This window comes from Paucilactobacillus nenjiangensis (assembly GCF_005405445.1).
GTDB classification, from domain to species: domain Bacteria; phylum Bacillota; class Bacilli; order Lactobacillales; family Lactobacillaceae; genus Paucilactobacillus; species Paucilactobacillus nenjiangensis.
Map to the genome: position 1 here is coordinate 1 of NZ_BJEB01000059.1, position 13,953 is coordinate 13,953.

Genomic DNA, 13,953 nt, shown 5'->3' on the forward strand with positions numbered 1-13,953 from the left:
TTCAAATCACCAAAGCAACTTGAAGATGAGTATCAAACTCAAATTCAAAATTTAGTCGTGGCATAGGACAAAAAAGTTTCTATATTAAATTGTCTATTTTATTGACAGGGGACCAGATAGTTTAGAAGCGGGATTTTCTGGCAATATGGTTGCCATTTTAAGTCATTCCGTAAAAATAGGTGTAAGTAGAAAATATTTACCAGATTTAAAATTTAAATTAGGGATGTGATTAAGATCAATACGATAAAAGATTTAATCAGACGTGCGGTTATTGCAATATTAATTGGTTAAACGACATTCGTTTTTTGCTTATTATTCGGGTGGAACACTGTCACAATTAAAACGTTTTATATAATAATTATTTTAGTAATGAGTGGAATTATAGGGATGATTTCAAAAGTGTTAGATATGGATTTTGGTAATTTCACCTTACGAATTATTGCACATTTTATACTGACTAGTTTGGCAGTATTGATTGCTTACTTGGTCTATCCCATCAGTTTCTTGGATGATTGGAAACAAGGAATTATTTCATTCTTAATTATTTACCTATTAATCTGGATTGGTTTTCGTATTTGGATTTATTTGGATGTGACTGCCATCAACGAACAGGTCAAACGAAGAAAAAATTATCCTCGCAAATAAAAGAATGATTTTTTTATTTGTTTAGTAAACATGATAAACTACTAATGAGGTGGCGCAGATGAATAACGAAGAATATAACTTTCAAACCAAAAATTTATTAACCAAAAAGATTCGCTCCATAAAATTGACTGCTGATCGAATTCAGCGGGTCGTTGAAGAGGGATATGCTTTGGCCATTTATCCAAAAGATAAGGGTGACTTTACCCTCTGGCCTGAGCCAATCTATTTATTTAGTCAGGATTCATTAGATGCTAAGTTAGTAGAATATCAAAAGATTAAAACCTTGATGGAAGAAAATGAAGTGTCGCGTACGAAGGCTAGTTTAACTGCCGAAGAGTTGAGTCGATTAGATTTTGAATGGTTTGGCTATTATCAAACATGCGCCAATGATGCATTGACCATTGACCAATGGACAATTACGGCAGAAACTCGTCAAGAGGTAGTCGCACAGTTGAGCAGTTGGGACATAGTGATTGAACAACCAAAGTAGTTTAACCGTTCAATTGGTGCTAAAATGTAATGATGAATTAATCGACAAGGAGAACATTTAGATGCAAATTGGAATTGATAAAATTGGATTTTCCACTTCATCACTATATTTAGATTTGGTGGAGCTTGCTGAAGCTCGTGGCGTAGATCCTAATAAATATTTAATTGGAATTGGGCAAGCAAAGCAGGCAGTTATTGCTCCTACCCAAGATATCGTGACCATGGGGGCAAGTGCCGTAGCACAAATTTTAACTGAAACAGAGAAAGCTAAAATTACCACCGTGATTGTTGCGACGGAATCAGGCATTGATAATTCAAAGGCATCGGCCATTTACGTGAAAACTTTATTAGGGTTGGATGATTTTGTGCGGACAATTGAATTTAAAGAAGCGTGTTACGCTGGAACCGCGGCAATTCAAGCAGCTAAAGGATTGGTGAGTGCTAATCCAGATGAACAAGTCCTAGTCATTGCCGCCGATATTGCGCGATATGGCTTAAATACGCCTGGTGAAGTGACACAAGGAGGCGGAGCGGTGGCGATGTTGGTTAAAGCCAATCCGCGAATTTTGACGATTGAAAATCCTAGTGTACCGATTACACGAGATGTGATGGATTTTTGGCGGCCTTTGGGAGCTACTGAAGCGATTGTTGATGGTAAATATTCTACCAATGTCTACATTGAAATGTTCTTGGATGCATTTAAACGGTATCAACAACTGACAAATGACCAATTAACTGACTTTACCGCATTGGCATTTCACTTGCCCTTTACGAAGATGGGCAAAAAAGCGTTGGAAGCATTGCTAGGTGAAGACCACAGTGCCATTGCTGAACAATTAAGGGCACAGTTAACAGCCAGTCAGCAGTTAAATCGAGAAGTTGGTAATTTATATACGGGATCATTATACTTGAGTTTAATTTCTCTGTTGGCTAACGGTAACGTTAAGGCCGGGGATAAGTTAGGTTTGTTTAGTTATGGATCAGGTGCTGAGGGTGAATTTTATCCAGTCAAATTACAACCGGGATTTGAAAATGCATTCAGTAGTCAACAAATTGAAGCTAATTTAGCGAACCGCACCAAAGTGTCCGTCACTGAATATGAATCAATTTTTAATAGTCAACTGGGGATGAATACGGCCGATATTTCATTAAATCTGGATACAGACCCTAATCAATTTGTCTTAGCGAGCATACAAGATCAAAAAAGAATCTATCAGATTCAATCAAATTAGTTGTAATATACAAAAATAATAATTTGCTGTATACAAAAAGCCTACATCTTAACGATGCAGGCTTTTATTGAATTAGTAAATATCGTCTCGGAACAGGCCAACAACAAGTCCAAGAATTGAAACATTCTTGAGAATAATTGGAGCCATAGTGTCATTTTCTGGTTGTAAACGGAAGTGATCGGATTCTTTAAAGAATCGTTTACAAGTTGCTTCATTGTCATCATTCATGGCAATCACAATGTCGCCATTTTTGGCGCTCGCCATTTTACGAACAATGACTTTATCGCCGTTAAGGATACCGGCGTTAATCATACTTTCACCACGAATGGTGAGCATAAATAAATCTTCATTGTTATGAATCGTAGGTGGGACTGGGAAGTAATCCGTGGCTTCTTCCACCGCCAAGATTGGAGCCCCGGCAGTAACTACCCCTAACATTGGAATCTTCTCTTCTTCAAAAGAAGGGGTAACCACGTTAGAAATGCCTAACAGTGCCAGACCATCAGGGGTAATTTCAATAGCACGTGGTTTGGAAGGATCCTTTTGTAAGTATCCTTTTTTAATTAAACGATTGATATGACCGTGCACGGTGGAAGTAGATGAAAGATCTACGGCTTCTCCAATTTCGCGCACAGTGGGTGGGTACCCATGATTAGCAACGCGTTCATGGATAAAATTAAGTACTGCTAATTGTTTTGTTTCTCCTTGTTTTGACATGTCGACACTCCCGCTTTTTTATCTAATGTTAACGATACCATAGTTTATGTCGCTAATCAAACACTTGTTCGTGTATTTTAAGATAATTTATCAAACTTGAAGAATTGACTAAAATTGAGTATTATCAAAACAGACAAAATGTAAAATAATGAGGTGCAAAATGGCAACGGATAAAGAACGTAAATTATTGACAGCACGAATCAATCAACTGTCGCGCAAGGACAAAGAAGAAGGTTTAACTGAAGAAGAAGCAATCGAACGACAAAAATTAAGAAAACAGTTTTTGGCTAATTTTAAAGAATCTTTTAGAAGCCAAGTGGAGATGATGCAAGTCTTCGATAAATCTGGTAAAGAGGTTACACCAGAAAAAGTTAAAAAAATTCAAAGAGATAAAGGCTTGCGTGACGATTAATAATTGACGCAAATCTAAAATTTTACTTTCAATCACGGCGAATATTGAGTATCATAAGATATTGAACTAGAAAAGGGGGATTCAATTTGTCTACTGGCATTTGGATTTTATTAATTGTAGTAGCTTTAGTTATTGGTGTCGTTGGTGGATTCTTCGGTGCACGTAAGTACATGGAAAAATATCTACAAGATAACCCACCAATCAATGAAGAAATGCTTAGCACAATGATGTTACAAATGGGTCAGAAGCCTTCTGCTAAGAAGCTTCACCAAATGATGCAAGCAATGCAACAACAATCAAAGAAGAGTAAATAAGCGATTCTTTAAAACTTAAAGGGGTCTGTGACGAAACTAACGTTTTGTTTCACAGACCTTTTTCTGTACAAACGTTTTTTTGAATCGATTCCATAAGTTTTACTCCCTTTTTGTAACGTAAATTAGCAATAATTGCTTTATTCTTGCTCAAAAATTACAAACTTTGTATAATTTGGGTAATTTATGGTTGCGGTTACATTAACAATGGGAGAGTTGCTTATGGATAACGCAAGAATAGCAAGTTTAACGAATGCTGAATTGATTAAATTGACGTCAGGCAAAGATTTTTGGAATTCAGAATCCATCGACCAAAAGTCAATCAACAGCTTTCGAATGAGTGATGGACCAAATGGCTTAAGATTTCAGGCGTTGGATTCAGACCACTTGGGAATTAATGATAGTTTGCCGAATACCAGTTTTCCGACTGCAAGTGCAGTGGCGTCAAGTTGGAATTTGGACTTAGTCAATCAGATTGGTGCGGCAATTGGCCAGGGAGCTAATGCTCGGGATGTCGATGTTGTTTTGGGACCGGGGGTTAACATCAAACGGAATCCATTATGTGGACGAAACTTTGAGTATTTCAGTGAGGATCCATATTTGTCTGGCATGCTGGGTTCAGCATGGGTCACTGGAATTCAAAGCGTGGGCATCGGAGCTTGTGTAAAGCATTTCGCACTCAATAGTCAAGAAAATGAACGGTTAGTTTCAAATTCTGTTGTGGATGCTCAGGCGTTGCAAGAACTATATTTAGAAGCCTTTCGGATTGTGATTGAAGAATCGCAACCTGAAAGTATCATGTGTTCATACAATTTAATTAATGGAATTTATGCTAGCGAGAATAGTTATTTACTGACGAACGTATTAAGAATTCAATGGAGTTTTGACGGAGCTGTCATCACAGATTGGGGCGCACTGAATAATAAGACAAAGAGTATTCAGGCGGGCACAGATTTGGAAATGCCAAGCAGTGCACATATGTTTGATACACAAGCTTTAACTGCACTCGAAGAACAACGATTGAAGAGAGCAGACCTCGAACGCGCTGCAAACAAAGTTGACGCAATTGCTCAACGCAAACGTCCTAAATTTGTTGGTAATCTTGATGAATTGCTAACAGCTAATGCAAAGTTGGCACAAACGGTGGCCGAAGCTTCTGCCGTTTTATTAAAAAATGCAGAAGACATTTTACCGATACAAACAGATGAAAAAATCTTATTAGTTGGTGAAATGGCGGCAGAAACTAGATTCCAAGGTGCGGGTTCATAGCATATCAATGCGACTCATCACACGTCAATCTTGGAAGGTATGAAACAACAATTTCAACAGGCGTTTAGCTATGAACAAGGGTACCAGTTAGATGGCCAAGTCGCGGAAGAGTTAGTCTCACAGGCTGTGGCACAGGCAAAATTAGTGAAAAAAGTGGTTGTGGTCATGGGATTACCCGAAGCAGATGAATCTGAAGGCTTTGATCGCAAAACTATGCAATTACCAGCTAATCAAATTAAATTAATTGAACGTTTGAGCCAAGTTAATAAAAATATCGTGGTGGTCTTGGTTGCTGGCGCGCCTGTAGAATTACCGTTTATTGACTCAATTAAAGGTTTATTAAATGTTTACCTAGCGGGTCAGGAGGTTAGTCAGGCAGTTGCTCGTTTATTAAGTGGAGAGGTTAATCCTAGCGGTAAATTAGCTGAAACTTATCCAATCAAGTACCAGGATGTGCCTTCCTCCGACGTTTACGGACGTTACCGTCGGCAGGCACCATATTTTGAAAGTATTTACGCAGGGTATCGTTATTACGATAAGGCAAAAGTGACGGTGGCTTTTCCATTTGGTTATGGTTTAAGTTACACCCAATTTTCGTTGACAGATTTTAAAGTTGATTCAACCGAACTGGCAGCAAATGGACAGGTGCAGGTGAGTTTGACAGTGACTAATACCGGCCAACACACTGGGAGTGAAGTAATTCAGTTGTACGTTGGAGATCATAATAGTAGCAATGAAAAGCGGCCCGCCAAAGAATTAAAGGCATTCAAAAAAATTAAATTGGCACCTCATGAAACTCAAGAGGTCTTCTTTGAGTTACCATCGCAAGCGTTTAAGGCTTGGTCGGAAATAAATCAAGAGTGGCGATTATTTGAAAGTAGCCAACAAATCTTTGTGGGAACCAGCGTCGATGATATTCAATTTGTCCAAGCAGTGACAGTCGCTGGGCAAGAAAAAAGTGGTAATAATTTTCCCAAATGGTACTTGCAACCATCCGCTGTAAAGGTTGAAATTGATGATTTTAAAACCATGAGTGGCTTAGATTTTGACACTAATTATCAAGTTAAGGCTGGGGCATTTAATTATTTGAGTACTCCAGCTGAAATGCAAAACTATTCCATTTTGGTGAAAAATTATACCAACCTCATGATTAAGCAATTATTGAAGGAGATTCCGGATAAAACTAGTCCAGAGGCAAAGTTTATGCGCACGATTATTTTGGACACACCAATCATTCGATTGGCGCAACAATCATCAGGGAAACTGAGTTTGACAATGGTCAATCGGCTGATTTCGTTGGCCAATCATCAATATGTCAAAGCATCGTTGGGAGGACAAATTGATGAAAAATAATCAAATTGGATTTAAAACCAGTATTTTATCCATCTCAATTTTGTTAACTAGTGCGAATGCTATTGCGGGTTCGATTCCGGGATTAAAACAAGAATTCAACACGGTTTCCGCCACGCAAATAGAAAGCTTGGTGACCATTCCAAGTGTGACCGTCTTAATTTTTGTTTTACTCAGTACCAAAATTACACAGTGGTTTACGGAACGCCAAGTCGTCGCAACGGGAATGATTACGATATTTGTGGCGGGTGTGATTTCGTATTTGGCACCTAGCTTTTGGATACTGTACCTGGCCAGATTATTACTGGGAATGGGCGTGGGACTGTTTAATGCCTTTGCATACAGTATGATTAGTGAATATTTTGATGGGGATGAGCGGCAGCGATTGCTAGGTTATGAACGGGCAATCACCTCGTTAGGCAATATTGTAATGTTTATTATCACCGCAGGACTCGTGCTCATTGGTTGGAGAGCGGTTAATTTGTATTATTTGATTACGGTGCCGATTTTGGTGATCTTCTTATGGGGCACACGAAAAATGCCAAATTCTCTGCAGGAGCAAAGCACCAGTGAAAGTACAACCGATCAAGAAATACAGCGGAATCCTTTTAGTCCCAAGTTGATAGTGCTGTTTTTGTTGGTGATGTTTAGTATGTTTGTCTCAACCACGGTTGTGGTAAAAATTGCTGATTTAGTGGTTGGCTCAGGGTATGGCAATGAATTTCAAGCGACAATTGGATTAGCAATTTTAGGATTTGCGACCATGGTCGGTGGTGCTTTATATGGTAAATTGCATAAAGTCTTAGCCCGTTTTATCTTGCCGATTGGCTTGATTGGGGCCGCACTGGCGATTATGGGGATGACAATTTCGCGCCAAATGATTTTCACATATTTGATGGCAGCATTTGCCGGCTTAACGACGTCATTGGTTGGACCATACTTATTTGCGCAATCCGCATCAATTGCTGGTTTAGGTCATGAGACCTTTTCGTCAGCCGTCTTGATTGTTGGGATTAATGTTGGTGTGATTTTAACGCCGTATGCACTGAATTTAGTGCAAAATATGGTGGGTAATCATCAGCCCCAAGCAGTACTCTCGATTGTTGGAATCTTAATGGGAGTAGTAGGCTTGCTGACATTATTCATCAAAGAAAATCCGTCTTCATAAAAAGAGCACTCGACGAGAATTTTATTTTTCGTCGAGTGCTCTTGGTTTATTTTTCTTTTTTAACGGGTAACACATAGTGAAAACCTGGATCAATTTGATGGTCTAAGTTATCAAAGGCTTGTTGGAGGCGTTGTTCATAATCTGCTTGTACATCGTCATCAAGCTTAACTTTTTTCTCAACCATGATGGGTTTACCAAAGGCTACGGTAGTTTTCTTCCTTGTCAAAAGCCCTTTGAATGTCATTGGACCTTGGTAGACAGTGGGAATCAATGGTACCCCAGCTAATTTAGCAATTACCAGTGCTCCACCTTTCATTTGCTCTGAATAGCGGGTTCCACTGGGGAAAATAATTGTCGATAAATCAGTTTTTTTGAGATAATTGACCGGTGTTTTAATCACTGATGGGCCAGGATTAGCCCGATCAACTGGATAAGCAAACATATGATCTAAGACGAACTTATAGAATTTATTTTGAAATAATTCTTGCTTAGCCATGAAGCTGAACTTTTTGGGTGATCCAGCTAACGCATAATAAACTGGATCAAACCATGTACGATGAGGGCCAACTAAGATATAATTTCCTTCAGGTAAATTTTCTTTGTTTAAATATGTGGGCTTTCCGTTTAGAATATATAATAGAATTCTAACCAATCCACGTAAAAATGAATAGAACATTAGGTTGTTTCTCCTAAATTAGTTTATGTGCTTGTTTATCTGTAGCACATGTTTAGTATGCAAGAAAAATAAGAGAGTTGCAAGTTACTTTGACAAGAGGAAATGAGAATGCAAGAACAAGATTTATTACAAGCAAATGAAAGAATTGATCAACTATATAGTCAGGACGTGCAAATTATCCAGAGCAACGAGGTATTTTCCTTCTCGTTGGATGCAGTTTTACTGGCTAATTTTGTCCCAGCCACCAAAAAACCTCGCTTAAAAGTAGTCGATATGTGCGCCGGTAACGGGGCAGTAGGATTATTTTTACATTCTAAAATTCCATCTCATTTTACTGAAGTGGAAATTCAACCGCGGTTAGCGGACATGGCCCAAAGGAGTGTCATCCTCAATCAACTCGAGGAACAATACACTGTTTTAAATCTTGATATTGCCGATTTGTACTCGAAGATTGATAAAGATAGTGTAGATATTGTGCTCTGTAATCCGCCATATTTTACAGATTTACCCGATAGTAAGAAGAATCCTAATGAATATTTGGCGATTGCGCGACATGAATTAAAGACCAACCTAGACGGGGTTGTGTCGGTGATGAGTGGTTTATTAAAAACCAATGGCCGAGGCTATATGGTTCATCGACCTGATCGGTTAACCGAGATTTTTGATATTTTTAGGAAATACCGAATGGCACCGAAACGAATTCAATTTATCCATCCTAAACCAGGACGAGAAGCGAACATGGTGTTAATCGAAGCCATTCGTGATGGTCGACCCGGGGGGGTCAGAATTATTGAACCCATCGTGGTGGCTGATCAACAAAATGAATATACTCCGCAAGTAAAGGAAATGCTGTATGGAAAATAAAGCCTATTATTTTTATGTTCTTTACTGTGCAGATAATACTTTTTATGGTGGTTATTCGGATGATGTCCTGAAACGATTTGAAACTCACGAAGCAGGCAAAGGGGCTAAATACACCCGGGTTAAAAGTCGGCATCCATTGCATTTAATTTATTCACAACGATTTGATTCTAAATCAGAGGCAATGAAGGCGGAGTATCAGTTCAAACACCAATCCCGATTGGCGAAAGAGCATTTTTTAAATGACCACCAGATTAATTGGCAAAAATATCAGTGAAAGCGGTGCCTTTTTGTTTCAGTCAAGCAACAAGCTTTGATATAATTAACTTAGTTGCTGAAAACATTGGAACAAATATGGAGGTTAATTAACTGATGAAAATTATTGCTTACGGTATTAGAGACGATGAACAACCATTTGTTAAGGATTGGGCTACACAACATCCAGATGTTGAAGTTACTTCGGTAACTGCTCTATTGGATGAACAATCAATCCAACAAGCCAAAGGATATGACGGCGTTGTTGCGTTCCAGCAAATCCAATATCCTGACGCTGCACTTCAAACTATGTCAGATTTTGGCATTAAGTATTTGTCATTACGTAACGTTGGGGTTGATAACTTAAACCCAGCTAAAGTGAAAGAACTTGGCATTAAAGTTACGAATGTACCAGTCTATTCACCAGAAGCAATTGCTGAATTTACCGTTACCCAATTAATGAATCTGCTGCGACGGACTAAAGAATATAACGCCAAAGCTGCTAACCAAGATTTCCGTTGGGCACCACAGATTTCTAAAGAACTAAATCAGCAAACTGTCGGTGTGATTGGTACGGGGCATATCGGTCAAAGTGCTATCAAAATTTTCCAAGGTTTCGGGGCTAAAGTCATTGCCTATGATAAGTTCCATAATCCTGATGTTGAGGCACAAGGGTTGTACGTAGATACTTTAGACGAGATTTATGATCAAGCGACGGTGATTTCATTACACATTCCGTTGTTCCCCGAAACAGAACACATGTTAAATGCAGCTGCATTCCAAAAAATGAACGACGGAGTCTTTATTGTCAACACCGCTCGTGGGCCATTGATTGATGAACAAGCACTCATTGATGCGTTAGACAGTGGAAAAGTTGCCGGCGCCGCCTTAGATGTTTTGGAAGAAGAGACGCGTTTATTTAATCAAGATTTCAGTGGTAAAACCATTGATTACCCAGTTTTCCAAAATTTAACCGCTCGACAAAATGTATTAGTTTCACCACATACAGCATTCTTTACTGATGTGGCGGTTAAAAATATGGTTAACGGTGGGCTTGATAATAATCTGTCACTCATCCAAACAGGCACGGCTGATAATTTGGTAACTTTTAATTAAAAGCTTGCACTGCAGCCCATTTTTCGGTATACTAATTTTCGGTGCAAAAGCGCCAATTCACACCTAGGATTGATGAGAAGAGCGTTGCTCGTAAGAGTTCTCAACTCAAATGAGATGCCTGGGGAGGAAAAAAACTTTTTTGGAGGTACTATTCATGTCAGTTATTAGCATGAAACAATTGTTAGAAGCCGGTGTTCATTTTGGACACCAAACACGTCGTTGGAATCCAAAGATGAAGCCATACATCTTTACAGAACGTAATGGTATTTACATCATTGATTTACAAAAGACTGTTAAAATGATCGATTCAGCTTACAACTTCGTTAAGGAAACCGCTGCTGATGGTGGTGTTGTTCTTTTTGTTGGTACTAAAAAGCAAGCTCAAGAAGCCGTTGCAGAAGAATCTGTACGTGCCGGTCAATACTACGTTAACCATCGTTGGTTAGGTGGAACATTGACTAACTGGGACACAATCCAAACTCGTATCAAGCATCTTAAGCAACTTAAGAGCATGAGCGAAGATGGTAGCTTTGATGTTTTACCTAAGAAAGAAGTTTCATTGCTTACTAAGCAACGTGAAAAACTTGAAAAATTCTTGGGTGGGATTGAAGACATGCCACGTATCCCAGACGTAATGTTCATTGTTGATCCACACAAGGAACAAATTGCGGTTAAGGAAGCTCAAAAGCTTAACATTCCAATCGTTGCCATGGTTGATACTAATACTGACCCTGATGACATTGATGTTATCATTCCTTCAAATGACGATGCTATTCGTGCCGTTCGTTTGATTACTGCTAAGATGGCAGATGCTGTTATCGAAGGTAACCAAGGCGTTGACGACCAAGCTGAACAAGTTCAAGCTGAAGAAGAAGCTAACAAAGAAGTTTCTGGCGCAGACCTTGCCGGTTTAAAAGCTACCGTTGAAGGTACAACTGAAAAATAATTAAAACCTTAGGCTGTTTCATTTGCAAGTAGGACCATATTGGCCTGAGCAAGTGGGACAGTCTTTTTTTAAAAGCAAAAATAATTATATATTCTAAGGAGAAACATAAAATGGCAGACATTAAAGCAGCCCAAGTTATGGACTTACGTAAAAAAACTGGTGTAGGAATGATGGACGCAAAAAAGGCCCTCGTTGCTACTGAAGGTGACATTGACAAGGCAATCGATTTTCTTCGTGAAAAAGGGATTGCTAAAGCAGCCAAGAAGAGTGATCGTATTGCAGCCGAAGGTTTAACTGGTATCAAAGTTGATGGTAACAAGGCTGTTATCGTTGAATTGAACTCAGAAACTGATTTCGTTGCAGCCGGTGAAACTTTTAAGAACCTTCTTAGCCATATTGCTGATGTTCTTGTTGCCAATGCTCCAGCTGATGTTGAAGCTGCTTTAGCATTGAGTACTGACAAAGGTACTTTGAATGATGAATTAATCACTGCAACTCAACAAACTGGTGAAAAAGTGTCACTTCGTCGTTTTGCAATTCTCGAAAAGACTGATAGCGAAAACTTTGGCGCATACTTACACATGGGTGGAAGTATTGGTGCTTTGGTACTTATTGAAGGTGCTGATGCAGAAACTGCCAAAGATATTGCTATGCACGTTGCTGCTGTTAATCCAGAATTTGTTTCACGTGATGACGTTCCTGCAGACCGTCTTGCACACGAAACTGAAGTCTTAACTCAAGAAGCTTTGAACGAAGGCAAGCCAGCTAATATCGTTGAAAAAATGGTTGCTGGACGTGTTAACAAGTTCTTGGCAGAAATCAGCTTAGCAGATCAAGCATTTGTTAAAGATTCAGACATGACTGTTGCACAATACGTTAAATCAAAGAATGGTTCATTGAAGACATTCGTTCGCTACGAAGTTGGCGAAGGAATCGAAAAGAAGGCCAATAATTTCGTTGAAGAAGTTATGGGTCAAATCAAAGGCTAGTTAAAAAATTGGCGTACATTTAGTACGTCTTTTTTTCTGAATGAGATTTCAATTTCGAGATATTCCTGCAGGAGGACAAACACATGACAGATGTGAAATATAAACGAGTAATTTTAAAATTAAGTGGTGAAGCGCTAGCCGGTGATCGTGGTTTTGGCATTAATCCACCAGTCATTAAAGAAGTCGCTGAAGAATTAAAACAGGTCCATGAGTTAGGGGTTGAAATCGCGATTGTTGTCGGCGGTGGCAATATGTGGCGTGGAGAAGCCGGTGCTCAAATGGGGATGGAACGTGCCCAGGCGGACTATGTAGGGATGTTAGGCACTGTGATGAATGCATTGGCATTGCAAGATAGTTTGGAATCGATTGGTGTACCTACTCGGGTTCAAACTTCTATTGAAATGCGTCAAATTGCTGAACCTTATGTTCGCCGCAAGGCCGTTCGTCACCTTGAAAAGGGTAGAATTGTCATTTTTGCTGGTGGCACAGGTAGTCCTTATTTCTCAACTGATACCACAGCAGCCCTTCGCGCAGCTGAAATCAATGCTGATGCCATTTTAATGGCTAAGAATGGTGTGGATGGTGTCTACAATGCTGATCCTAATAAAGACTCATCAGCTGTCAAATATGATAGTTTGACTCATTTAGAAATTATTCAAAATAATTTACATGTTATGGATTCAACTGCAAGTTCGTTATCGATGGACAATAATATTCCATTAGTAGTGTTTAATTTGAACGAAACTGGTAATATTATGAAAGTAGTCGAAGGCGAAAACATCGGCACAACAGTCAGGGGGAATAATGATGGCAACAAGTAAAGAAATTTTAGATGGTGCAACAGACAAAATGAAAAAATCAGGCGAAGCTCTTTCTCGCGAATTAGGTAATATTCGTGCGGGTCGTGCTAACGCTAGTATTTTAAACCGCGTAATGGTTGATTATTATGGTGCTCCAACACCAATTAATCAGGTAGCTTCAATTACCATTCCAGAACCACGTTTGTTAATGATTGCGCCATTTGATGAATCAATTTTAGGCGATATCGAAACAGCCATTAACGCTTCAGATTTAGGCTTAAATCCAGCCAATGATGGTAGTGCAATTCGTTTATCAATTCCTCAGTTAACTGAAGAACGTCGTAAAGAATTGGTTAAAGACGTTAAGGCAGAAGCTGAAAAAGCAAAAGTTGCCGTTCGAAATGTTCGTCGCGAAGCAATGGACGATTTGAAAAAAGGTAACAAAGCTGGCGATTTCAATGATGATGAATTCCATGAACTTGAAGATAAAGTTCAAAAAATTACTGATTCAGGAATCAAAGAAGTTGATGCAATTGCTGCAGATAAAGAAAAAGAATTAATGCAAGGTTAAGCGTTAATATAGCTTAATTGATAAAGAAGTGATGCTCACATTTTGTTGGGGATGACTTCTTTTTTTGTATTTTTGGTTCTTTGTCAAGAAGTACTGATGACCTAGAATTTCACAATCATTAACATCAAGCTGCTAGTTTCTCCGTT

Annotated in this window: 14 protein-coding genes and 3 pseudogenes; 15 read left to right on the forward strand and 2 right to left on the reverse strand. The window is 39.0% G+C overall.

Translation table 11 applies throughout. The annotated features are described in order from the left end of the window. Nucleotides 1–118: 118 nt before the first annotated feature. The 4 genes and pseudogenes from FFM59_RS10205 to FFM59_RS08200 all read left to right on the forward strand — a co-directional run. Nucleotides 119–229 (forward strand): annotated as a pseudogene (locus FFM59_RS10205) (LytTR family DNA-binding domain-containing protein); the annotation flags it as partial. An 86-nt stretch (nucleotides 230–315) separates the two neighbouring features. Continuing rightward, nucleotides 316–645: pseudogene (locus FFM59_RS08190) on the forward strand (DUF3021 family protein); the annotation flags it as partial. A gap of 58 nt (nucleotides 646–703) precedes the next feature. Then, entirely contained in the window at nucleotides 704–1,135 is a 432-nt protein-coding gene (locus tag FFM59_RS08195) for a hypothetical protein (RefSeq protein ID WP_137602556.1), read from the forward strand. Nucleotides 1,136–1,196: 61 nt separating this feature from the next. Then, nucleotides 1,197–2,366, forward strand: coding sequence for a hydroxymethylglutaryl-CoA synthase (locus FFM59_RS08200; RefSeq protein WP_137602557.1), 1,170 nt, complete (start codon nucleotides 1,197–1,199; stop codon nucleotides 2,364–2,366). Nucleotides 2,367–2,438: 72 nt separating this feature from the next. Here FFM59_RS08200 and lexA read toward each other — a convergent pair whose 3' ends face one another. Next, on the reverse strand, nucleotides 2,439–3,083 hold the full coding sequence (gene lexA / locus FFM59_RS08205) for a transcriptional repressor LexA (protein WP_137602558.1): 645 nt from the start codon (nucleotides 3,081–3,083) through the stop codon (nucleotides 2,439–2,441). Nucleotides 3,084–3,243: 160 nt separating this feature from the next. Here lexA and FFM59_RS08210 point away from each other — a divergent pair, with 160 nt between their 5' ends. From FFM59_RS08210 to FFM59_RS08225, 4 genes and pseudogenes are all read left to right on the forward strand, one after another. Continuing rightward, entirely contained in the window at nucleotides 3,244–3,495 is a 252-nt protein-coding gene (locus FFM59_RS08210; protein WP_137602559.1) for a DUF896 domain-containing protein, read from the forward strand. A gap of 86 nt (nucleotides 3,496–3,581) precedes the next feature. Then, entirely contained in the window at nucleotides 3,582–3,809 is a 228-nt protein-coding gene (locus FFM59_RS08215; protein ID WP_137602560.1) for a YneF family protein, read from the forward strand. A 204-nt stretch (nucleotides 3,810–4,013) separates the two neighbouring features. Continuing rightward, nucleotides 4,014–6,428, forward strand: a pseudogene (locus FFM59_RS08220) (beta-glucosidase). Next, on the forward strand, nucleotides 6,418–7,593 hold the full coding sequence (locus FFM59_RS08225) for an MFS transporter (RefSeq protein WP_170175970.1): 1,176 nt from the start codon (nucleotides 6,418–6,420) through the stop codon (nucleotides 7,591–7,593). The pseudogene FFM59_RS08220 and the gene FFM59_RS08225 overlap by 11 nt, the downstream one beginning before the upstream one ends. 46 nt (nucleotides 7,594–7,639) lie before the next feature. Here the strand turns inward: FFM59_RS08225 and FFM59_RS08230 are convergent, their stop codons facing one another. Continuing rightward, entirely contained in the window at nucleotides 7,640–8,269 is a 630-nt protein-coding gene (locus FFM59_RS08230; RefSeq protein WP_137602562.1) for a lysophospholipid acyltransferase family protein, read from the reverse strand. A 108-nt stretch (nucleotides 8,270–8,377) separates the two neighbouring features. Between FFM59_RS08230 and FFM59_RS08235 the strand changes: the two genes are divergently transcribed. The 7 genes from FFM59_RS08235 to frr all read left to right on the forward strand — a co-directional run bounded on the left by FFM59_RS08235 (nucleotide 8,378) and on the right by frr (nucleotide 13,807). Continuing rightward, entirely contained in the window at nucleotides 8,378–9,133 is a 756-nt protein-coding gene (locus FFM59_RS08235) for a tRNA1(Val) (adenine(37)-N6)-methyltransferase (RefSeq protein ID WP_137602563.1), read from the forward strand. Continuing rightward, on the forward strand, nucleotides 9,123–9,407 hold the full coding sequence (locus tag FFM59_RS08240) for a GIY-YIG nuclease family protein (protein ID WP_137602564.1): 285 nt from the start codon (nucleotides 9,123–9,125) through the stop codon (nucleotides 9,405–9,407). Before FFM59_RS08235 ends, FFM59_RS08240 begins: the two co-directional genes overlap by 11 nt. 95 nt (nucleotides 9,408–9,502) lie before the next feature. Continuing rightward, nucleotides 9,503–10,501 carry a D-2-hydroxyacid dehydrogenase gene (locus tag FFM59_RS08245; RefSeq protein ID WP_137602565.1) on the forward strand — a complete coding sequence of 333 codons (999 nt, stop codon included), beginning with the start codon at nucleotides 9,503–9,505 and terminating at the stop codon, nucleotides 10,499–10,501. A gap of 154 nt (nucleotides 10,502–10,655) precedes the next feature. Beyond that, complete coding sequence (rpsB, locus tag FFM59_RS08250) at nucleotides 10,656–11,447, forward strand: 30S ribosomal protein S2 (RefSeq protein ID WP_137602566.1); 792 nt, start codon at nucleotides 10,656–10,658, stop codon at nucleotides 11,445–11,447. A gap of 110 nt (nucleotides 11,448–11,557) precedes the next feature. Beyond that, the gene (tsf, locus tag FFM59_RS08255; protein ID WP_137602567.1) at nucleotides 11,558–12,436 is read left to right on the forward strand and encodes a translation elongation factor Ts; all 879 of its coding nucleotides are present in this window, start codon (nucleotides 11,558–11,560) and stop codon (nucleotides 12,434–12,436) included. 83 nt (nucleotides 12,437–12,519) lie between these two features. After that, nucleotides 12,520–13,257, forward strand: coding sequence for a UMP kinase (gene pyrH, locus FFM59_RS08260; RefSeq protein WP_137602568.1), 738 nt, complete (start codon nucleotides 12,520–12,522; stop codon nucleotides 13,255–13,257). After that, nucleotides 13,244–13,807 (forward strand): ribosome recycling factor, encoded by a 564-nt coding sequence (gene frr / locus FFM59_RS08265; RefSeq protein ID WP_137602569.1) that lies wholly within the window; start codon nucleotides 13,244–13,246, stop codon nucleotides 13,805–13,807. Before pyrH ends, frr begins: the two co-directional genes overlap by 14 nt. The last annotated feature ends 146 nt before the right edge of the window (nucleotides 13,808–13,953 follow it).

Coding starts and splice junctions, on each gene's coding strand:
- FFM59_RS08195 (WP_137602556.1), top strand. CDS start 704: ATGAATAACGAAGAATATAACTTTCAAACCAAAAATTTATTAACCAAA.
- FFM59_RS08200 (WP_137602557.1), top strand. CDS start 1,197: ATGCAAATTGGAATTGATAAAATTGGATTTTCCACTTCATCACTATAT.
- lexA (WP_137602558.1), bottom strand. CDS start 3,083: ATGTCAAAACAAGGAGAAACAAAACAATTAGCAGTACTTAATTTTATC.
- FFM59_RS08210 (WP_137602559.1), top strand. CDS start 3,244: ATGGCAACGGATAAAGAACGTAAATTATTGACAGCACGAATCAATCAA.
- FFM59_RS08225 (WP_170175970.1), top strand. CDS start 6,418: ATGAAAAATAATCAAATTGGATTTAAAACCAGTATTTTATCCATCTCA.
- FFM59_RS08230 (WP_137602562.1), bottom strand. CDS start 8,269: ATGTTCTATTCATTTTTACGTGGATTGGTTAGAATTCTATTATATATT.
- FFM59_RS08235 (WP_137602563.1), top strand. CDS start 8,378: ATGCAAGAACAAGATTTATTACAAGCAAATGAAAGAATTGATCAACTA.
- FFM59_RS08240 (WP_137602564.1), top strand. CDS start 9,123: ATGGAAAATAAAGCCTATTATTTTTATGTTCTTTACTGTGCAGATAAT.
- FFM59_RS08245 (WP_137602565.1), top strand. CDS start 9,503: ATGAAAATTATTGCTTACGGTATTAGAGACGATGAACAACCATTTGTT.
- rpsB (WP_137602566.1), top strand. CDS start 10,656: ATGTCAGTTATTAGCATGAAACAATTGTTAGAAGCCGGTGTTCATTTT.
- tsf (WP_137602567.1), top strand. CDS start 11,558: ATGGCAGACATTAAAGCAGCCCAAGTTATGGACTTACGTAAAAAAACT.
- pyrH (WP_137602568.1), top strand. CDS start 12,520: ATGACAGATGTGAAATATAAACGAGTAATTTTAAAATTAAGTGGTGAA.
- frr (WP_137602569.1), top strand. CDS start 13,244: ATGGCAACAAGTAAAGAAATTTTAGATGGTGCAACAGACAAAATGAAA.